This window comes from Pseudomonas aestuarii, assembly GCF_027988105.1.
Lineage (GTDB): Bacteria > Pseudomonadota > Gammaproteobacteria > Pseudomonadales > Pseudomonadaceae > Aquipseudomonas > Aquipseudomonas aestuarii.
The window spans coordinates 38,848-59,918 of sequence record NZ_JAQJZJ010000003.1 but is presented as its reverse complement, the minus strand read 5'-3'; the positions used below and the strand labels follow the sequence as shown (position 1 = coordinate 59,918).

The 21,071-nt window shown below is 62.7% G+C and carries 14 protein-coding genes; 5 read left to right on the top strand and 9 right to left on the bottom strand.

What is annotated here, in order from left to right; all coding sequences use genetic code 11:
* Positions 1-233 precede the first annotated feature (233 nt).
* From PH586_RS07270 to PH586_RS07260, 3 genes are all read right to left on the bottom strand, one after another.
* Entirely contained in the window at positions 234-3,902 is a 3,669-nt protein-coding gene (locus PH586_RS07270) for a translocation/assembly module TamB domain-containing protein (RefSeq protein WP_271347106.1), read from the bottom strand.
* Entirely contained in the window at positions 3,899-5,626 is a 1,728-nt protein-coding gene (locus PH586_RS07265) for an autotransporter assembly complex protein TamA (RefSeq protein ID WP_271347105.1), read from the bottom strand. The genes PH586_RS07270 and PH586_RS07265 overlap by 4 nt, the downstream gene beginning before the upstream one ends.
* A 158-nt stretch (positions 5,627-5,784) precedes the next feature.
* Positions 5,785-6,426: a GNAT family N-acetyltransferase gene (locus PH586_RS07260; protein WP_271347104.1), complete on the bottom strand. Its 642-nt coding sequence runs from the start codon at positions 6,424-6,426 to the stop codon at positions 5,785-5,787.
* 144 nt (positions 6,427-6,570) lie between these two features.
* Here PH586_RS07260 and xthA point away from each other — a divergent pair, with 144 nt between their 5' ends.
* The 4 genes from xthA to PH586_RS07240 all read left to right on the top strand — a co-directional run bounded on the left by xthA (position 6,571) and on the right by PH586_RS07240 (position 10,402).
* Positions 6,571-7,383, top strand: coding sequence for an exodeoxyribonuclease III (xthA, locus tag PH586_RS07255; protein WP_271347103.1), 813 nt, complete (start codon positions 6,571-6,573; stop codon positions 7,381-7,383).
* A 288-nt stretch (positions 7,384-7,671) separates the two neighbouring features.
* The gene (locus PH586_RS07250; protein WP_271347102.1) at positions 7,672-9,054 is read left to right on the top strand and encodes a phosphate ABC transporter substrate-binding/OmpA family protein; all 1,383 of its coding nucleotides are present in this window, start codon (positions 7,672-7,674) and stop codon (positions 9,052-9,054) included.
* A gap of 171 nt (positions 9,055-9,225) precedes the next feature.
* A complete protein-coding gene (locus PH586_RS07245; RefSeq protein WP_271347101.1) occupies positions 9,226-10,206 on the top strand; it encodes a TerC family protein in 981 nt (326 codons plus the stop codon).
* A gap of 10 nt (positions 10,207-10,216) precedes the next feature.
* Entirely contained in the window at positions 10,217-10,402 is a 186-nt protein-coding gene (locus tag PH586_RS07240) for a hypothetical protein (protein WP_271347100.1), read from the top strand.
* A gap of 49 nt (positions 10,403-10,451) precedes the next feature.
* On the opposite strand, the gene PH586_RS07235 is transcribed toward PH586_RS07240, so the two are convergent.
* Together PH586_RS07235 and PH586_RS07230 are read right to left on the bottom strand one after the other, a co-directional pair.
* Positions 10,452-13,685 carry a DUF1631 family protein gene (locus PH586_RS07235; protein WP_271347099.1) on the bottom strand — a complete coding sequence of 1,078 codons (3,234 nt, stop codon included), beginning with the start codon at positions 13,683-13,685 and terminating at the stop codon, positions 10,452-10,454.
* 245 nt (positions 13,686-13,930) lie between these two features.
* On the bottom strand, positions 13,931-15,139 hold the full coding sequence (locus PH586_RS07230; RefSeq protein ID WP_271347098.1) for an acyl-CoA dehydrogenase: 1,209 nt from the start codon (positions 15,137-15,139) through the stop codon (positions 13,931-13,933).
* A gap of 160 nt (positions 15,140-15,299) precedes the next feature.
* Between PH586_RS07230 and PH586_RS07225 the strand changes: the two genes are divergently transcribed.
* The gene (locus tag PH586_RS07225; RefSeq protein WP_271347097.1) at positions 15,300-16,232 is read left to right on the top strand and encodes a LysR family transcriptional regulator; all 933 of its coding nucleotides are present in this window, start codon (positions 15,300-15,302) and stop codon (positions 16,230-16,232) included.
* A 61-nt stretch (positions 16,233-16,293) separates the two neighbouring features.
* On the opposite strand, the gene gntR is transcribed toward PH586_RS07225, so the two are convergent.
* The 4 genes from gntR to PH586_RS07205 form a co-directional block, all read right to left on the bottom strand.
* Complete coding sequence (gene gntR, locus PH586_RS07220) at positions 16,294-17,313, bottom strand: HTH-type transcriptional regulator GntR (protein ID WP_271347096.1); 1,020 nt, start codon at positions 17,311-17,313, stop codon at positions 16,294-16,296.
* A gap of 101 nt (positions 17,314-17,414) precedes the next feature.
* On the bottom strand, positions 17,415-18,428 hold the full coding sequence (locus PH586_RS07215; RefSeq protein ID WP_271347095.1) for a TRAP transporter substrate-binding protein: 1,014 nt from the start codon (positions 18,426-18,428) through the stop codon (positions 17,415-17,417).
* A 102-nt stretch (positions 18,429-18,530) separates the two neighbouring features.
* Positions 18,531-19,808 carry a TRAP transporter large permease gene (locus PH586_RS07210; RefSeq protein WP_271347094.1) on the bottom strand — a complete coding sequence of 426 codons (1,278 nt, stop codon included), beginning with the start codon at positions 19,806-19,808 and terminating at the stop codon, positions 18,531-18,533.
* Between the two features lie 63 nt (positions 19,809-19,871).
* Entirely contained in the window at positions 19,872-20,951 is a 1,080-nt protein-coding gene (locus PH586_RS07205) for a gluconokinase, GntK/IdnK-type (protein ID WP_271347523.1), read from the bottom strand.
* Positions 20,952-21,071 lie beyond the last annotated feature (120 nt).

Sequence of the window (21,071 nt, the reverse complement as noted above, 5' to 3'; positions counted from 1 at the left end):
ACAGAAGTCAGCAAGGCCGCATGGGTTCAGGCATTCGCCCTTGCTGTAGCGGGCGCCAGTATAAGAAGAGATTCGCAGTTGATTTAACTGTTTAGGCGACAAAAGTTAGCTGTATCTGCCGTTAAAGTAAGATTAACCAAAGATAGATAGCAGCATATCGGCAAGACACCGCATATTCAGCGAACAACCTTGCCCCTCAAGCGGCGACGACGACTCAACCCGCCCCGACGCGACTAGAAATCGCGCCGATAAAACAGGTCAAGTGAACTGGCCAGGCCGCTGGCGGCCTCGAGATAGAGGTGTTTAGTCAGTTCATAGCGCAATGCGATGGTATTCGCCGGCTCAAATACGCCGATTCCATAGCGCAAGCTCAAACGTTCCGACAGGCTGCCACTGGCCACCACACTGGTGCTGATGCCACTGCCCTGGCTATCCAGTTGGAAATCAGTGATGCCAAGCGCCTGCGCCACGCTGCCGGCCACCGAGGAGCTACCGGCCAAGCCCATGGCGAGCGCCGCCTGGGCCAGCATGTTGTTGTCACCGCTGCTTTGCCCCAGCGGCCGGCCGAGCACCAGGTACGACAGCGCCTGCTGCTGACTCATGGCCGGCTCGGAAAACACCTCGGTGGTGGGCTGCTCGGCATTGCCGCTCAGGCGCAGGCCGGCGACCACCGAGTCGACCCGACGAATCGCCTCGACATCCAGGTAAGGCTGATCGATAGGTCCGGCGAACAGCAAACGCGCCCGGCGAATGGTCAAGCGTTGGCCATAGGCCCGATAACGGCCATTGTTCAGGCTCAACTCGCCGCGGGTGTCGAGGTCATTGCCGACATGCACGCGCCCGGCCAGATCGGCCTTGAGTCCAAAACCACTGAAGCTCAAGCGCTCCTGCCCGACAGTTACATCGATATCCATGGCGATCGCCACCGGCTGCCGCTCGATACTTTCACTGCCGACGATCAGCGCATCGTCCGAAACCTTGACTGTCGACGGCGGCAACTCACGGATGACAATCTTGCCGCGCGGGATCAGCACCTTGCCGACGATGGACAACTGCTCGGCGGCGATGCGCAGGGTCAAGTCCGGCTCAACCTCGAGCTCCGCATAGGGTTCGATGTCGACCGGTAGCTGGCTACCACGCAGGCGTAACTCACCGAGTAACCCGGCATGCCAGGCTAGCTCGCCGGCCAGACTGGCCTGTCCATGCTCGCCACTGCGCCAACCACCGCTGAGTTGCAGGCTTTCCCCTGCAATCCGCGCGTCCACCTGCAACGCCTCGACCGTCACGGGCAGTTGACCGCCGGACAGTTCGCCGCCACTGAGGCGCAGGCGACCATCGATTTGCGGCGCCAACAAGCTGCCGGACAGGCTGCCATTGCCGTCGAGCCGTCCAACCAGATGTTCGACCATTGGCAGAAACGGGCGTGCCAGTGCCAGGTCCAGACCGGTCAGGCGGAAGTCGCCGGTCATTGGCTTGCTCGCCGGCCGTGGATCGAGACGGGCTTGCAGGAGCAATTCACCGATTTTCGGCCCACGCAAACTCAACCGGGTATCGATTTTCTGCGCCTGCAACTGGCTCTCCAGGCGCAGGCTGTCATAGGCAAAGTCCAGCCACTGGCCGCGGTCGCGGATGCGCCAGGTGCCGCTGCCGGCATCCAGTACGATCTGCCCGCTCGGCCCCGCCGCCGGCAAGTCGAGTTGCACCTCGGCATTCAACTGACCTTGCCAGGCGACGTCCTTGGGTAGCCATTGCGCCAGGCTGTCGAGGGGGAAATCGCGCAGGCGATAGCGCAGCTTGGGCTCAGGCTGCAGACGTTGATCCTCGCCACACAGGCTGGCCTGGCCGGAACGCCAACAGTGCGCTCCAAGGCTGAGCTGGCCGTTGGCCAAGCGCACCAGCGTGGCGGGTTGCTGCAAGCGCCAATCCTGACCGCCGCTTTGTACTTCGCCGCGGCTCAAGCGTCCGCGCCAGGCACCCTGATCCAGGCGGCCATCAAGGGCCAAGGCGCTCTGTAGCAAGGGACCTGCAAGCTTGAGTTGCAGGCGTTGCTGACGCGGATCACCCTGGCCGCTGGCCGTCAGCCGGCCCAGTTCGGTCTCGCCCAGGGCAATGCCCTGGGCATCCAGTTCGACCCGCGCGTGCTGGGCGCTATCGAGACTGGCATCGAGCCGAAGGCGCTGCAGGCGTTGCTCGCTGTAAGCCAGGCGCTGCCCCTGCAAGGTCAGTTGGCCTTGTGGCGCCTGCAGGCTGCCGGCCAGGTCGAGTTGACCCTCGATCTGCCCCTGCAACTGCGGCCATAGCTGGCCCAGGCGCGGTAGCTTCAGGCGCAATTGCCCGCTCAAGCGCTGATCCAGCTCAGCACTGCCGTCGATGCGGTTGTCGCCCAGGCGCAGCGCCAATCGCTGCAGCCCCCAGCGCTGGCCGGCCCCGGTGACCTGAGCCTGCAACTGCGCCGGCTGGCCACGCAAGCGACCGTTGAGGTCGACCTGCGCATTCAGGCTCAGATGTTGATCCTTCAGCTCACCCTGGCTATGCAGCGGCCCGCCCAGAGTGCCAGGCAGTTCCGCCAACCAGTAGGCCGGATCCAACTCATGTAGCTGCAAGCGCGCATCCCAGCGCAGGCCATCGGCAAAACCCAGGGTCAGCTGGCCATCGGCCCGGCCCTGACCCGCGCGCAGCTGCAGATCTGGCAGGTGCAGCTGCTGCAAATCGCCACTGAGCGGACTCGCCAGGGTGAATGCCCCGGCCGGGCCATCCAACTCGGCAGCGAAGTGACCCAGGTAGCTGCCGTCGCGATAGCTCAGCTCACCGCTGAGTCGGTGCAAAGCCGCCGGGGGTTGTTCAATATCGGAATACAGCCGCCGCCAGGGGAAGTCCTGCCAATCGAAACGACTGTCCAGGGCGAGCCCCTCGCGCCAGTCCAACTGACCACTGAGGCGCACTTGCTGCTCGGCGCTGGCGCCTAGCGTCAAGCTGGCAATCTCGGCACCATCGGCCTTGAGCAGGCCCTGCAGGGTCAGCGCCAGTGGCCCGCCCTCGCCCGGCAACTCGGCGTTGCCGCTGATGTGGTAGCCGGCGGCCAGATCGCCGCCGGCCTTCAGCACTATCTTGTTCAGGCGCAGGGTATCCGCCAGTTCGCTGCTGGCCTTGAAACCGTCGGCGTGCAGCTGCAGGCTGGCCGGGAGGTTATCGGCCAGCGGCTGCACCTCGCCGCGCAAACGCCCATTCAGGTAGCCCGTGCTATCGGCGCTGACCTGCAGGCTTTGTTGCAGATCACCGACAATCTGTACGGCAAGCTGCCAGTCTTGTTGCTCGGGCGCCGGTAGTTTCACCTCGCCACCGAGAGTCAATGGCCAGTCACCGCTGGGCTGCAGTTGACCGCTCAGGTCCAGGACAAAGTCGCCGCGCTGTAGGCGCAGGCTGTCGAGTTGTACACCTGCGCTGGTCCAGCGTGCCACCAGGTCCAGGCCTTGCAGCTGTTCATCGCCATTGAGTTGCACGCTGCCGATGTGCACCTCGCCCAATTCCAGCGCCAGTGGCAGCTGCACCTGCGGCAAACGCACTGGCGTATCGCCCTGCTCCTCGCCAGGCGGCAAGAGCAGCTCGATGCGCTCGATCTGCAGCCGCTCGATGCACAGGCTCAGGTGCAGCAGGCAGCGCGGCGACCACGCCACCTCGGCCAGGCGGATGTCCACCAGACGCTCACCTTGCTGCCAGCGTAACTGTTCGGCGCGCCATTGCCCGCCCAACTGGCCACTGAAATTGCTCACCTGCAGACCCGCGACCCTGGCCAGCGCCCAGCGGCTGCCGGCATTGCTGGCGAGGATCCAGCTCAGCAACAACACCAGCATCAACAAGACGCCGAGCAGAGCATAGAGGCTGTATTTCAGCCCGCGCCTCACAGCTCCGGCCCCATGGAGAAATGCACCCGCACCCCGCCCGGATCATCCAGCGGATGCGCCAGGTCGAGACGCAAGGGGCCGACCGGCGAGACCCAACGCAGGCCAATGCCGACGGCGCTTTTCAAGGAAGGAAAATTCAGCGAGTTGAAGCTGTTGCCCTGGTCGACAAAGGTCGCCACGCGCCAACGCTCGGCCAGGCTGTATTGGTACTCCGCGCTAGCGGCGAACAGGTAGCGGCCACCAATTTTATCGCCCTGGGCGTTTTCCGGTGACAGGCTCTGGTAGTCGTAACCGCGCACGCTCTGATCGCCGCCAGCGAAGAACCGCAGCGACGGCGGCACTGCGGAGAACCCGCCGGATTCGGTTCCACCGAACTGCACCCGTCCGAGCAAACGATGCTTTTGCGCCAGGGTGGTCAAGCCTTTGAGCAGAACATTGCCGTGCAGCACGTCGGCATCAGAGAGTAGGCCGCGTTTGGCCGCCGACAGATCGAATTGCAGGCGATAGCCATGATGCGGATCGACCTGATTGTCGCTGTGCTGGTACGCATAGCTGATGCCGGGCATCAGCAAGGTGCTCAGCCCGGCATCATCGCCGAGCTGGTATTGCTCATGCTGCCACTTCAGCGAGATGACCCGCTGCCAGCCACTGTCCAGCGTGCTGTGCCACTCCGGCCCCAGGGTCAGCAGGCGGCTGAGACTGTCGTTGTCGGCCAGTTCCTGAGACTGATAGCCACCGGCGTAACGCAGCTTGTCAGTCAGCGGCGGGTCGCCGGGTACGTCGTACCACAGCCCGACGTTCTGCCGCGGCGCCGACAACTCCATCTCGGCGCCGTAGCTGTGGCCCTGCGGGTTGACCCAATGGCGGGTCCAGGTGGCCCGACCACGCGGGCCGACATCGGTCGAAAACCCCAGCCCCAACCCCATGCTGCGGGGCTTGCGTGTTTGCAACTGAACAATCACCGGAATCCGCTGTTGCTCGGCGGCACTCGGATTGGCATCGACGCTCACCGACTCGAAATAACCACTGGAACGCAGCGCCTGATAGAGCTCGGCGATCAGCTCGGAGTCATAGGGCGCGCCGACGGCAAACGGCACCATGCGTTTGAGTAGTTGCTCTTCGAACGGCGCGTCACCCTCGAAACTCACGGGTCCCAACTGGTAGCGCGGGCCACTGTCGTAGACCAGTTCGATGTCGGCAACCCCGGCACGCGGGTCGATAGCCAGGCGATGACGGCTGAAGTGCCCCGCGAAAAAACCATAGCGCGAGGCCTGGTTCTGGATCTGCCGCTTGGCGGCGTCGTAACGGCCATGATTGAGGACTGCGCCGGCTTTGAGGCCTTGGCCACTGGGCTGGCGAAATTCGCGCAGCTGCTTGGCCGGCCCGTCGATACGCAGGGTCACCTCACGCAACCTTACCGGTTCGCCGGGGGTGATGCGGATGGTCAGGCGCAACGGCTCGCCTTCACTGACCTCGCTGCTGATCTGCGCCTGATAGTACCCCAGGGCCTGCGCCGCCTTCTGCGCCTGCGCCTCGGCCACCCGGCGAAAACGCTGCAAGGCGTCGAGATCACGCTCGCCCAGGCTGCCGATATAGCCTTCCACGTTCGCCTTGAGTGCGGCATTGGCCGGTTGCACCCTGACCAGCAGACGCGCCTCGGCCAGCACCGACGAACTCAGCAGAAGTAGCGCCAATCCGGCAAAAAATCTAGGAACCGTTCTCATGTATGCGATGCTAGCACGTGCCAAGCGGCATGCCAGAGCGCACGGCGGTATTCGCGCCGAGTAGGCCGTTACTGGTTATTTCTGCCATTGAACAGCGCAGAGAGGCGCGGATTGCGATCCGTTTCCGGCAACGCGAGCCTCTGCTGAACTGCGCGCCGTCAAGCGCTGGCTTTGACGGCCTGCTGCGGGTTGGGATGGAAGAATACGTGCTCGATGATGGGGCCTACCGCCACTTCACCGATTTGTTCGTAACCATTGCGCTTGTAGAAGTCCAGGTAGTGCGGGTTGCCAGTATCGATCACCACCCCGAGCGAACCTGCATCCTCGGCACACCAGCTGTGCAGCGCTTCGAGCAACTGCTCGCCGAGGTGCTTGCCCTGGAACTCGGGGTGCACGCCGAGCAATGGCAACACATGGTATGGCCCTGGCGGCAGGCAGGCCAGAATGGCATCGTGGTAGGCCAGATAGCGTTTGGTACAGCGAAAACCGGTGGTCAGCAGCATGCGCATGCGCCAGTTCCAGCTCTCGGTGATATCCAGGCGGCGCTGCGGGGGTGCGATCAACGCCATGCCAATAAGGCGGTCGTCGATCAGCAAGCCAATTGCCGGCAGGTCCTCGCTGAAATGCTGCTGCACCAACTCGCGGACAGTGGCGCGCACGCGCTGGTCATATCCGGGGCGTTCGGCTTCGAACAGGTAGGAAAAGGTCGGCTCATGGCGATAGGCGTGGTACAGCAGCGAGCGCGCTTCACGGGCATAACCGCTATCGAGCATACGGACTTCGGCAGGGCTGTTCGGCATAGGATGCGACCTCTGACTTTTCTTGATCTACTTGGCCTGTAGCCACCCTAGCACTGCAACCCAGCGACAGCCAGAACTGGCCGCACGGTTGCCGGATCGGCTAGCATCGCAACTTTGCTACACCGACCCCAGGATTTGCCGCCCATGAAGATCGTCTCCTTCAATATCAATGGCCTGCGTGCGCGCCCACATCAATTGGCAGCCTTGATCGAGAAACACCAGCCGGACGTGATCGGCTTGCAGGAAACCAAAGTCTCTGATGAGCAATTCCCCGAGGCGGACATTCGCCAACTCGGCTATCACGTGCACTACCACGGCCAGAAAGGCCATTACGGGGTCGCCCTCCTTTCGCGCCAGGAGCCCCTGGCGCTACACAAGGGCTTCCCCGACGATGGCGAGGACAGCCAGCGGCGCTTTATCTATGGCACCTTCGCCGACGCCCAGGGCAACCCGATCACCGTAATGAACGGCTATTTCCCGCAAGGCGAAAACCGCGCCCACCCGACCAAGTTTCCCGCCAAACAACGCTTTTACGCCGACCTGCAGCAGCTCCTGCTCAGCCAGTTCCAGCCAGAGCAAGCCCTGGTGGTAATGGGCGATATCAATATCTCGCCTGAAGATTGCGACATCGGCATTGGCGAAGAAAACCGCAAGCGCTGGCTCAGAACCGGTAAATGCAGCTTTCTGCCGGAAGAACGCGAGTGGCTGGCCGGCCTGAAGAACTGGGGACTGGTCGACAGTTTCCGCCACCTCAACCCTACGGTGAACGATCGATTCAGCTGGTTCGACTATCGCAGTCGCGGTTTCGAAGATGAGCCCAAACGCGGCCTGCGCATTGATGTCATCCTGGCCTCGCAGTCCTTGCAAGCGCGTATCAAGGACGCCGGAATCGATTACGAACTGCGCGGCATGGAGAAACCCTCGGACCATGCCCCGATCTGGCTGGAGCTGAGCTGAGCTGAGCTGCTCGCCAGCTGCGCCGCCTCCATGGCCATGGCGTCCTGAGCTCTGCCCCATTGCCTGAGCAATCCGCGATCCACACACTCGTCGCAGGCAGGGCGCCGGCGATCAGCGCGGCCCCACACACTACGACTGGCGGCCCCTTCGTTGCGAACGAATCGCCGCCCGGATCGCCATACGCACCCGCGCTAGAGCGGCCAGGCCAACACCCCGCTGTCATCTTACGGTCATCTTTTTGTCTTATCGTCGCGACACCTTCAATTGCCTTTATAAGGTGTCTACCGCATGCCGCGCGCCCTGCCTGCTTGTGAACAGCCAACCTGGAGCAGTACCTGCGCCTTCCTGCTGCTCGGTTTTATCTGCTATGCCCTGCCCTTGGCTGCATTCGCCGCCCTGCCGAGTCCTGCTGACAACAGCAGCGTCCTGCATATCCAGGGTTCCAACACCATCGGCGCGAACCTTGGCCCGGCGCTGGCCAGGGGCCTGCTCGAAGCACAAGGGCTGAAAGCGATACACATCGAAGCCGGCACCGTCGACAACGAACAGACGATCATCGGCACCCGCAGCGACGGTCGCCGCGTGACCATCGAAGTCGCCGCCCATGGCTCCAGCACCGGTTTCGCCGCCTTGCAAGACGCAAGCGCCGACCTGGCCGCCTCCTCCCGCCCGATCAAGGACAGCGAGGTCAGCGCCCTGGCGGCGTTGGGCGACCTGCAAAGCCGCGATGCCGAACAGATCATCGCCATCGACGGTCTGGCAATCATTCTCCATCCGAGCAACCCGCTCGGGGCATTGCGCATCGAACAGCTGGCGCAGATATTCTCTGGCGAGTTGCAAGACTGGGCACAGCTTGGCAGTCACAGTGGGCCGATCAAGCTGTATGCGCGCGATGACAACTCGGGCACCTATGACACCTTCAAGGAACTGGTACTCAGTGCCAATGGCACGATCCTGGCGCCCAGCGCGCTGCGCTTCGAGTCCAGCGATGCACTCTCCGACGCGGTCAGCCAAGACCCCGACGGCATCGGTTTTATCGGCCTGCCTTATATTCGCCAGGCCAAGGCCGTGGCCATCGCCGCCGGCGAGTCGCAAGCCATGCTGCCCAGCGCGACCCTGATCGCCACCGAGGACTATCCATTATCGCGGCGGCTGTTTCTCTACAACCTGCCGGACGTAGCCAATCCCTGGGCCAAGGCGCTGATCGGTTTTGCCCAGAGCCCGCGCGGTCAGGCCATCGTCGCGCAAAACGGGTTTATCGCGCAGACCGTGCAAGCGATTCAGGTCGCCCCTGACAGCGCCATGCCCGAGGCCTATCAGACCCTGGCCCGTGAGGCGCAACGCCTGTCGGTGAACTTCCGCTTCCAGCAAGGCAGCGCCACGCTGGACAACAAGGCCCTGCGCGACCTGGAACGACTAATCGCCTACCTGAGCACCGAGGACAAACTGAAGCACAAGGTGGTGCTGGTAGGCTTTGGCGACCCCAAGGCCGACCCGGCCAGGGCCGAGTTGCTGTCAAAACTACGGGCCATGGCGGTGCGCCGCGAACTGGCCAGGCGCGGGGTGATATTCCGCGAGATTGTCGGGCTGGGCGCCGAGCTGCCGGTGGCCGCCAACAACGCCGATGAGGGACGGATCAAGAACCGCCGCGTCGAAGTCTGGGTGTACTGAAGCCTGGGTAGCGAGCGGTAGCGTCGCCCTGCCCAACAGCCACACCCTGGAGTTGCCCCGCAGACATTTCGGCCCTAGCCTTACTAGCGGGTCCTTCTGACGCTGAGTCTCTCAGCGTGATGTCGAGGTCACTGAGTGAGTTTGAACTCGGGCGGATAGCAGGGTCGACTGATGAACGCTCTGCAGGCTTTGTTTACCGACCCCTTTCTTGGCACCCCCACCTGGTTCTGGCTGGCTTTTATTGCCTGCGTGCTGGCGCTGCTGGTCTTCGACCTCGGTGTACTCCACCGCGATCAGCACGAGATTGAAATGCGCGAGAGTCTTCTGCTGTACAGCGGCTATTTCAGCGCGGGCCTGCTGTTCGGCGGCTGGATCTGGGGAGAACTCGGGGCGAGCAAGGCACTGGAGTTCTACACCGGCTTTCTGGTCGAGCAATCGCTGTCGATGGACAACGTGTTCGTCATGGCGATGATTCTCGGGTTCTTCGGCATTCCGCGGCGCTACCAGCACCGGGTGTTGTTCTGGGGCATCCTCGGCGTCATCGCGCTGCGCGCGATCATGATTGGCCTGGGTACGGTTCTGGTGCAGCGGTTCGACTGGGTTCTCTATGTATTCGCCGCCTTTCTGCTGCTGACCGGGATAAAGATGCTGTTCGGCCGTAAAGTGGAGCGCCCGGACCTGGCGCAAAACCCAGGGCTCACATTCTTGCGCCGGCACATCCGGGTCACCGATGAACTGCATGGTGGGCGCTTTTTCGTGCGCCTGCGTGACCCGGCCAGCGGCCAACTGCAGCGCTATGCCACCCCACTGCTGCTGGCACTGGTGCTGATCGAACTGGCTGACCTGGTCTTCGCAGTGGACAGCGTGCCTGCGGTATTCGCCATCACCCAGGATCCGTTTATCGTCTACACCTCAAACATCTTTGCGATCCTCGGCTTGCGCGCCCTGTACTTCGCCCTGGCCGCACTGATGCACCGCTTTATCTACCTGAAATATGCGTTGGCATTGGTGCTGATCTTCATCGGCGGGAAGATTTTCCTGCACGGGTTCATGGGTAAGATTCCCGCTGCGGTCTCACTTGGCGTAACCTTCTGCCTACTGGCAAGCGGGGTGTTGCTTTCCCTATTGAAGACTCGCAACAAGTTGCTATGAGGCACGCTGGATGGATGTACGAATCGAGAACCTGCAACGCCAGGGCCGCACGCTCTGGCAAGTACGCGTGGGTCCGCGCGGTGTAACCTTTCATGAAGAACTGGCGGCGCGCACCTTCGCCGCCCAACTGCATCAGCGCCTGCTCTGGTTGCGTGAACTCGCCGAGTGCGAATCCGGCGATCGTCAGCCGCATTGAACGCGGTAATGGCATCTGCGCATGAACGGCCCACTCATGCACCAAGGGCTCACTGCCTACCCTTGAGGCACTCGCTCAAGGGGCGCGGGTACTCGACGCCGTAGCCTTGAACGTAATCAACGCCCAACTCAGCCAGACACTCTCGGATACTGACGGTTTCGACGTACTCGGCAATCGTTTTACGGCCCAGTAAATGAGCAATTTCATTGATCGACTTGACCATCGCCAGATCACTTGGCGAGCGCTCGATCTCCCTGACGAAACTGCCATCGATCTTGACGAAATCCACGGGCAGCCGCTTGAGATATTCGTAAGAGGAAAAACCGGTGCCAAAATCGTCGATGGCAAATGTGCAGCCCAGGCGTTGCAGGTAACGCACCAGGTCGGCCGTCTTGGTCAGGTTGGCCACGGCGGCGGTCTCGGTGATTTCGAAGCGGATGCGCTCCGGCGGCACATCGTAATCCTCGAATAGGGTTTCAATGAAGTGCAGCAGCTTGTCATCATTCAGGCTGCTGCCGGATAAATTGATCGATACCCCGCTGGAACTTGTCCAGAAGTTCGGATGTTGTGCCAGCTCAGTGAACACCCGCTTGAGTACCCAGCGGTCGACCTTGGTCATGCGGTTATAGCGCTCGGAAGCCGTAATGAAATCGAGCAGAGTGACTTCATTCTCCATGACCAGCAGCACTTCATAATGTGGCAACTGGTCGTGCAAACCTCCCGCAGGGGCAATTTGCTGCACGCGCAGGCTGAGTTCGCCGCGCTCGATAATGTCGTCCACCCGCCCGGCGATGGCCATCAGCCCGGTGTGCACGCCATCGATCTCCTCGGTATAGGTGTGCACGCAGTTGCGCCCCAAGTCCTTCGCGGTAGCGCATGCCGTTTGCAGATCACGAAACAGATTGATCACATCGTGACGCTCGCTCATCAGCACGATCCCGACACTCATGGTGGCCGTGTGCGAACGCCCTTCCCATTCGAATACATTGGCCTCGGTAGCTGCGCGCAGGCGTTCGGCCAACTGACCGGCCAGGGAATCATCTGGCTGAGTCAGGGCCACGGCGAAGTCCGCCCCGCCGATACGCGCCAATTTCGCCGTCTCGGGCAACTGGGTAACCAGCAATTCGGCAATCTGCTTGAGGTAGGCGTCGCCCGCCACATGGCCTAAGCGGGAGTTCAGCAGGCCGAACTGGTCGATGTGCCCATAGATAAAGGCATTCGTCTCCCGGGATGCCAGGGCCTGGGCGATCGCGGTCTCGAAACTGCGGCGATTGAGCAAGCCGGTGAGCTCGTCGTGGCTGCGGGCATGGGCGATGTCGCGGTACAAATTGCCAACGATATCCTCTAGGTGTTTCTGAATCACGCCAACGCCATGCGGTTCGGGCTCCGATGTCCCGAGCCAGCCGGAGGCGAACCTGGCAATCAGTTCGTCGCTGCTGAGGCTGCCGGCTTCGCGCCCCTGGCGGTCGACCAGGATGTAGTGATCGGTAATCGAGTTGGCCCAGACCAACTGCAGGCACTTGCCACTTTGCGTCACCAGCCAGTCGCCGGCCGTGAGCTGCTGCACGCGCTCGCGCCAGCGTTGCTGGGCAGGCGAGTAACGCGGCGCGGGCGGCGCTGTCACGGGGGACGGCAAGTTGACCAGAGCGATCGGTTGATCGCCAACCAACTGCTCCTGCAATTGCTTGAGCACAGGGGTGTGACGGAACTGTCCGGGCAGGAAGCTCTCCATGCGCTTGCGCAGCAATTCCAACACCGGCCCGGTCTCGAACGCCCGCTCGACTCGGCTGGCGCTGTAACCCCAGGCATTGGCGTCGGCCTGCAACCAACCGTTGAGTTGACGCAACACGGCCAGGTCATCGAGCCATTCAAAGCTCTCCTGGCCCTGACGAATCAGCTCGTGCACCAGCAATTCGCGCCAGCCGATGTCCAGCCAGTCGAGCAGTACCTGTGGTGCCCGCAGGCCAAACAGTTTCGACAGTTCACGACCGACATGCTGCCTGGCTTGATCAAGCACATCCCGCCCACGGATGTACTGGCGCACGCGATCGGCGTTATTGCTGTAGGCGCGCTGTTGCACCGCCAACAATTGCTCGAGCTCCTGGTCACAACGCATGAACACACTGCTGTCGCCGCTGTAGTCGGCGACGATGCTGTCGATCAACTGCTGCACGCGGTCTTCGAGAATCTTGTTGGGTGGCTCGGAAAAATCACAGAGCCGCATTACCTTGTCCAGTGTGGCGCGCACGGGATGGGTCGAGTCGGCAAAGGCGGCGGGATCGAGCATGGAGGCTTGCACGACCGGTACCATGAGCCGGCGCAGGGCTGGTTTGATATTGCTGGCAATCGTCGTTTCCAGCTCGATGTGCTGGAACAGCTCGGCCACCACCCCGGCATCAGCGCTCTGACGCGGCGACAGCACGGCGCCGGCCGCACTCAACTCCTGCAGCAAGGTATCCGGCGACCAGCCGTGTTCAGGCGGAGTAAGCCGCTGCATCTGGGCTAAGGCCGCCTGCAGCAGGGACGCATCGGCTACCGCTTCGACAGCGGCATTCTCGTCCTCGGCCGCCTCCGCGCCTACCGCGCGTAAATGCTCGATGGCCCGATAAGGCGCATCCGGCGGCGCGCTGGGCGGCGCGCGCCGTCGTTCCTGAACGGGCAGCACCACCGGATCGATCAGCGGCTCTATCTTGAGGCGGTCGAAAACCTTGTCCACCTGCTCAAGGTAGACTTTCAGGTCAATGGCGAGTACCTGCGCCGCCGCCGCGTAGAAAAGTTCGCGGACCAGGGGCAATTGCTCGCGCAGCTGCAATTGAACCTGCAGCGTGCGCACCATGAACTCGAGTGACAGCGGGCTTTCCCGGTCTTTCGCTTGCGCACCGGTGGCTGTATTCAACTTGGCACAAATGCGCCATTCCAAGACGCCCAAGGGCTCGCGCAACTGGCGCACCAGGCGGCGCGCCTCAAGCATCTCTTCCACTTCGCCATCATCGACCAGTTGCCACTGGCTGGCATCTGTCGGCGCCTGCGCCTGGGCGATGATGCCGGCTGGCAGCAAGGCACGGATGGTCTTGACCGTTTCGACGATGGTCCGCTGGCGCAGCGAGACGCACAGACGCAAGAAATCCTCGCAGCCCTGGGCCTCCTTGTTGCTGCGCGCCAGCAGGCGCTGTTCATTCAGGGAATGAATGGTGGCGTCGATCAGCCCCTCCAGGCAGTGGGGCAGATAAGTGCCCACAGCCTGCCCCAGGGCATCCATCACTGGCGACTGCTGCGTCTGCATCCCTCCTCCCTCGCGCCCGATCTTGTCCGAAGTGCGACCAGCTCGCGCTGCCGCAGATCAACTATAGACCCCTGGATCGAGTTCGGCCGGCGGCGCACGGCATTTCAGGCATTTTTCAGGCGTTCCTCGTGTGGGGAAGACGTGCAGGCTGCAGAGCCGATACTGCCGCAGCAACGACAAGGCCCGCCTAAGAGGCGGGCCTTGTCGTGATGTTACGGGCAACCGGCGGACTGGCTGCGGCGGGGTTATTTCGCCATGTACTTGCCGATCTCGAACTTGCCAATCGCCGCGCGGTGCACTTCATCCGGGCCGTCGGCCAGGCGCAGGGTGCGCTGCATGGCGTACCAGTAGGCCAGCGGGAAGTCGTTGGAGACCCCGGCACCACCATGGATCTGGATGGCACGGTCGATCACCTTGAGCGCGACGTTCGGCGCCACCACCTTGATCTGGGCGATTTCGCTGGCGGCGATCTTGTTGCCGACGGTGTCCATCATGTAGGCCGCATTCAGGGTCAACAGGCGCGCCATGTTGATTTCCATGCGCGAGTCGGCGATGTGGTCGATGTTGCCGCCCAGGCGAGCCAGCGGCCGGCCAAACGCGGTGCGGTTGATCGAACGTTCGCACATCAGTTTCAGCGCGCGCTCGGCCATGCCGATCGAACGCATGCAGTGGTGGATACGGCCTGGGCCGAGGCGACCCTGGGCGATCTCGAAGCCGCGGCCTTCACCGAGCAGCACGTTCTCGTAGGGCACCCGTACGTTCTCGAACAACACTTCAGCGTGACCATGGGGCGCATCGTCATAGCCGAATACCGGCAGCGGACGCACGACTTTGACCCCAGGGGCGTCCATTGGCACCAGGATCATCGAATGCTGCTGGTGACGCGGCGCATCCGGGTTGCTCAGGCCCATGAAAATCATGATCTTGCAGCGTGGATCGCAGGCGCCGGAAGTCCACCACTTGCGACCGTTGATTACCCACTCGTCACCCACGCGTACCGCGCTGGCTTCCATATTGGTGGCATCCGATGAAGCGACGCCCGGCTCGGTCATGGCGAAGGCGGAGCGGATGTCGCCACTGAGCAGCGGCTTCAGCCATTGCTCTTTCTGTGCCTCGTTGGCATAGCGCACCAGCACTTCCATGTTGCCGGTGTCCGGCGCGGCGCAGTTGAACGGCTCGGCACCGATCAGTGAGCTGCCCATGATTTCGGCCAACGGCGCGTATTCGGTGTTGGTCAGGCCGGCACCCAGTGCCGACTCCGGCAGGAACAGGTTCCACAAGCCTTCGGCTTTGGCCTTGGTTTTCAGCTCTTCCATGATGGCGGTCGGCTGCCAGCGGTCGCCCTGATTGACCTGCTGTTCGAAAACGGCCTCGGCCGGATAGACGTGGGTCTCCATGAACGCGGTGACGCGCTCACGCAGGTCCTGAACCTTGGGGGAGTAGGCGAAATCCATGGGGGCTACCTTCTGCGGGGTTGTTTGGTGAGGTGTCTTGCACTGTGGAAATGATGCTAGAACAGGGACTAAAATTTATCTAACCTATTCTCACCGTGTATAAACATTCATCACCGATATATGATCCACGAATACCGACAACTCTCGGAGCGAGCGCGGAATGAATCTGAACAAGGTAGACCTCAACCTTTTTATCGTCTTCGATGCCATCTACACGGAGGCCAATCTGACCCGTGCCGGGCAGATCGTTGGCATCACCCAGCCGGCCGTGTCCAATGCCCTCGCCCGTCTGCGCGAGACCTTCAACGATCCCCTGTTCGTGCGTACCGCCCAAGGCATGGTGCCCACGCCGATGGCGCAGAACATCATTGGTCCGGTGCGCAGCGCCTTGCAGCAGCTGCGCATCTCGGTGCAGGAAAGCCGCATCTTCAATCCGGCCGAGGCCAACAAGACCTACCGCATCAGCATGACCGACCTCACCGAGGCTGTGGTGCTGCCCTCCTTGTTCCAGCGCCTGCGCCGCCTGGCGCCGAATGTCAGCCTCGAGTGCATGCTCGCCCGTCGCCGTGACACCACCAAGGAACTGGCCGCGGGCCGCCTCGACTTTGCCGTCGATGCGCCGCTCAACACCGATCCCCAGGTACGTCACGTCAAGATGATGGAAGACCGCTACGTCTGCGCCATGCGCAGGGGCCACCCCCTGGCCAAGGACAAGATCAGCCTGGACGAATACCTGTCGCTGACCCACATCCAGATTTCCAGCCGCCGCAGCGGCCTCGGCTATATCGACCTGTCGCTGGGCAAGATCGGCCTGAAACGGCGGGTCGCCCTGCGCTCGCAGCATTACCTGATGGCCTCCACCGTGCTGCAGAACACCGACATGGTCATCACCGTACCGGAACGCTTCGCCCGGCGTAACGACCTGCATTACATGGAGCTGCCGGTCAATGATGTGCCGGCCCTGGAAACCCACCTGTACTGGCACGAGAGCACCGACCAGGATCCGGCCAACCGCTGGATGCGCGAGCAGATCATCGAAATCTGCCAGCATGTCATCGCCCAGGAAAAGAAACTCGAGAAAGCTTCAAGTTAACGCTGCAAATCATTGATAAAAAAGCCCCAACCAGGGGGCTTTTTTATCAGCAGCACTACTCTCAGGCGCTGTCGCGCAGCACCAGTTCGAAACCCACATCGATGCAGTGCGCAGCCGGCTGCTCGCCGCGCATCAGGGTCAGCAACATCTCCCCGGCCAACTGGCCGATACGGCCACGGATGGTACGCACGGTGGTCAGCGCCGGATGCACCCAGGCCGCGGCCGGCAAGTCGTTGAAGCCGGCGATGGCCAGGCGCTGCGGCACCGCCAGGTCGAGTTGGCGCGCGCGAAACAATGCACCCAGGGCCAGGTCATCGTTGTTGAAGAACACCGCGTCTATCTCCGGGTGTTGAGCCAGCAGACGGTCCAACAGATTGGCGCCCAGGCCGATCGAGGACAGTTCCGGGGTGAGCAATTCCAGGCTCGGGTTATACCGCCCGTGCGCCTGCATGCACTGTCGATAGCCCTCGGCTCGCTGCAGGGTACGCGGGTCGAGTTGGGCGGCGGCGAAGGCGATATGCCGGTAGCCACGCTCGACCAATGCGTTGGTCATGGCCGCGCCGGCATCCAGTTGCGAGAAACCGACGCAGTATTCGTCCTCGGCATCGCTCAACTCCATCATGGTGACGATGGGGCCGCGGCATCCGCCTAGAATCTCCCGCGCCGTGTCGCTGCGCTCGAAACCGGTGAGCAGCAGACCTGCCGGTTGATGCGCCAGATAGGAACGCAGCAACCGCTCGTCTTCCTCGGGCCGATAGTGGCTGACCCCGATCATCATCTCGAAGCCGGCCGGCATCAGCACCCGCTGGATCGCCTCGACGGTGTCGACGAATACCGAGTTGGACAGTGACGGAATCAGCACCGCCACCAGATTCGATTTGGAACTGGCCAACGCCCGCGCGGCTGGATTCGCCACATAGCCGAGTTCCTTGGCCGCCTGCATGACCTGTGCGCGCAGCGCATCGGACACCCGCTCCGGTTGCGACAAGGCGCGCGAGGCGGACATCAGCGAGCAGTCAGCGGCCTTGGCCACATCGGACAGGGTGACGCGTTCGGCGGAGCGACGACGACGTGGGCTCATGGATACTTCCCTGGAAAAGGCAGGCGAGTCTAGCAGCGACTGGCAACTGCCGGGAACGCAGTGCGCACCCGGCAGAACATGCCGGGTGCGCGCCACAGGGTTTAGTTCGAGGTCTTGGCCAACTCGGCCTGCACCTGGTCGAACAGCGGCTGGCCAACCGTATCGACCACCTGCTGGATCGCCGGCTGGGCCCGTTCGCGCATGCGCTGCACCTCCTCGTCGCTGATCTGGTTAACCTGCATGCCGTTGTCCTTGAGTTGCGCCAGGGCCTTGGCCGCTTCGGCGCGGGTGTCCAGACGCTCGAAGTCGCGGGCCTTGAGCGCCGCGTCCATGATGATGCCCTGCTCGGTCTGCGACAGACCATCCCACCAGCGCTTGGAGGCGGTGACGATCCACGGGCTGTAGACGTGGTTGGTCACGGTCAGGTACTTCTGCACCTCGAAGAACTTCGACGAGAGGATGGTGTTGAAGGGGTTTTCCTGACCATCCACCGCCTTGGTCTCCAGCGCGGTGAACAGTTCGGAGAACGGCAACGGCACGGCGTTGGCGCCCATCAGGTTGAAGGTCTCGAGGAACACCGGATTAGGCATCACACGCAGCTTGATCCCGGAGAAATCCTCCAGCCGGGTGATCGGCCGGATGTTGTTGGTCATGTTGCGAAAGCCGTTTTCCCAGTAGACCAGGCCGACCAGGCCCTTCTCTTCCAGCTTGTCCATCACCTGACGCCCGACCGGACCGTCCAGCACCGCATCGGCCTGCTGCTCGTGGGTGAACAGGAACGGCGTGTCCCACACCGCCATTTCCTTGGTGATGCCGACCAGGGTGGCGGTGGAGCCGACCATCATTTCCTGGGCGCCGCCAATCAGCGCGCTCTGCATCTGGTCGTCCGAACCCAGGCTGGCCGCGGCGTAGGTGCGCAACTTCAATTTGCCGTCGGAGGCCTTGGCGATTTCCTCGGCGAACAGCTTGGCTGCCCGCCCCTGGTTGCTTTGTTCGTTGAGGCCGTAGCCAAAGCGAATCATCCGCGAGCGGACTTCATCGGCCTGTGCGGTCAGTGTGGCCAGCGGGCTCAACAGCATGGCCGCAGCCAGAACGGTGATCAGTGGACGTTTCATCAGCAAGTGCCTCTTATTGTTGTGAGAAGTAAAACGGCTATTTCTGTGCAACCTACAACGGGATACCCGGCAGCGTGCCACCGGGCGTGGAAAATTACGGCCTCAGCGCAACCATGCCAGCGGCACCGTGACGATGGTCGGGAAGGCAATCAGCAGCGCGACTATGCCTAGGTAAATCAGGAAGAATGGCATCACCCCGCGCACCAGGATTTCCATGCGCAGCCTGCCGATGCCTCCGACCACATTGAGCACGGTGCCCACTGGCGGGGTGATCAGGCCGATGGAGCCGATCAGCACGAACATCACGCCGAAGTACACCGGATCGATGCCGGCCTTGACCGCGATGGGGGCCAGCACCGGTGCCAGGATCAGGATGGTCGGGGTCAGGTCGAGGACCATGCCGACCGCGACCATCAGCAGCATGATCGCCAGCATCAGCAGATGCGGATGGTTGAGCAACGGCCCGAGCATGGCGCCGATCTCCTCGGGCAACTGGGCGAGGGTGACCATATAGGCCGACACCGTGGCTGCCGCGCAGAGGAACATCACTGAGGCGGTGGTGCGACTGGCACGGGTCATGGTTTCGCTCAGCGCCGCCCAGTTCAGCTCGCGATAGAGCAGGGTCGATACCGCCAGGGCGTAGACCGCCGCCACCACCGCCGCTTCAGTCGGGGTGAAGATGCCGAAGCGCAAGCCGCCGACAATGATCACCGGTAGCATCAGCGCGGCAGCGCCGTCCACCAGCGCGTGGCGACGTTCGGCCTTGCTCGCCTTGGCCGGAGTCGGTTCGCTGAAGCCACGGGCGATCAGGGTCCAGGCGAAGATCAGACCACCGCCCATGATCAGGCCCGGCACCAGGCCGGCCATGAATAGCTGACTGATCGAGGTATTGGTCACCACGCCGTAGATCACGAAGGGCATCGACGGCGGGATGATCGGCGCGATGATGCCGCCGGCGGCGACCAACCCGGCCGAGGAATGAAGCGGATAACCACGCTGGCGCATCATCGGCAGCAGCAAGGTGGCCAGCGCCGCGGTATCGGCCAGGGCCGAGCCGGACATGCTGGCCAGCAGTACGGAGGCGGCAATCGCCACATAACCCAGGCCGCCGCGCAGGTGGCCGAAGTAGGCCTGGGCCATGGCGATGATGCGCCGAGAAATACCGCCGGCATTCATCAGCTCGCCGGCCAGAATGAAGAAGGGCACGGCCAGCAGCGGGAAACTGTCGGCCCCGGCAAGCAGGTTCTGCGCCAGCAATTGCACGTCCCAGAACTGCAAGTACCACATCAGTACCGCGCCGGTAAGAATCAAGGCGAAGGCAATGGGCATGCCGAAGGACATGAAGCCCAGCAGTGAAGCAAGGAAGACAGCGACGGTCATCAGCGGGTCCTCGGTGGGCAGTGCCCGATCTTGTTATCTAATGAATGCAACACGAAAAACCGCTCAATCAGCCGTGACATTGGCCAGCGCCGCCGCCTGCTCGCGCGGGCGGCGCCAGACGTTGATCAATTGCACCAGCGCCAACAGTGCCAGCACCGCCATGCTGGCCAGAACCGGCACCATCGCCAGCACCACCGGGTAGCCGACCACCGTGCTGTGATTGCCCCAGCCGTACTGCACCTGACTCCAGGCGCCCATGGCCGAGAGCAGGCTGGCGCCGATCACCAGCAGCCAGCTGAGCGAGTCGACCAGGCGGCGAATGGCGTTGGGGAAGCGGTCGCGGATCATGCGAAAGGTCATCAGTTCGCCGCGGCGCATGCTCGAGGCCACACCGACGAACACCAGCCAGACGAAAGCCAAACGCGACAGTTCCTCGACACCGGCCCAGCCAGTACCGAAGGCATAGCGCAGCACTACGTTGATGAATACGGCGGCCACCATGAAGGCCATCAGGGCAGCCATCAGGCCGTCGGTGAGGCGGTCGAACAGCTGCGCCACTCCACCGCTGTAGATGGGTTCGGCCGTCAGTTGCGCCGCATGGTTAGCGCTATCAAGCGGCTGCGAAGAAAGATCCACTTGTGCCTCGATCTCCTCACCCGTGGCGTCGCGGCGTACCCAGGCACAGATCTGCGCGACCACTGCCTCGCGACTCTGGGCGGCGCTGACGCTGAGCACATGGGGTTCGTCGCGGGGCGATTCGAGGGTGGTGAACTGGCTGTCGACCAGCGAGATCGGCATGAAGTGTCCGGGGCGAGCCCCCACCCGTTGCAAGGCGGTGGCCCGATCGATCTCCAGATGGGCGAACTGCAAACCCGGCACGGCGGCGCGCAGACGTTCGCGGTAGCCACGCTTGAGCGCCGAACAGGCGAGCACAAAACCCTCACCTTCAGCCTGGGCGGCCTGCATCTCGCCACTCAACGCATCCAGCCAGTGGATCCGGTCGTCATCGGTGAGGGCAGTGCCGGCGCGCATCAGCTCGACGTTTGCCGCGGGATGGAACTGATCGGCTTCGATATGCCGCCAGTTCAGTTCGCTGGCCACGGCCTGGCTGATCTCGCTCTTGCCGGAGCCACTCACCCCCATGACTACCAGGGTGCGGCGCGCCGGCTTGAGCCAGGTCGCAGGATTGACTGTCTGCATGGGTTCTCCAGGGCGCCATCGGTGTGGGGCCGCTCATTGTTTGAATCGATGTTAGCGCTAACC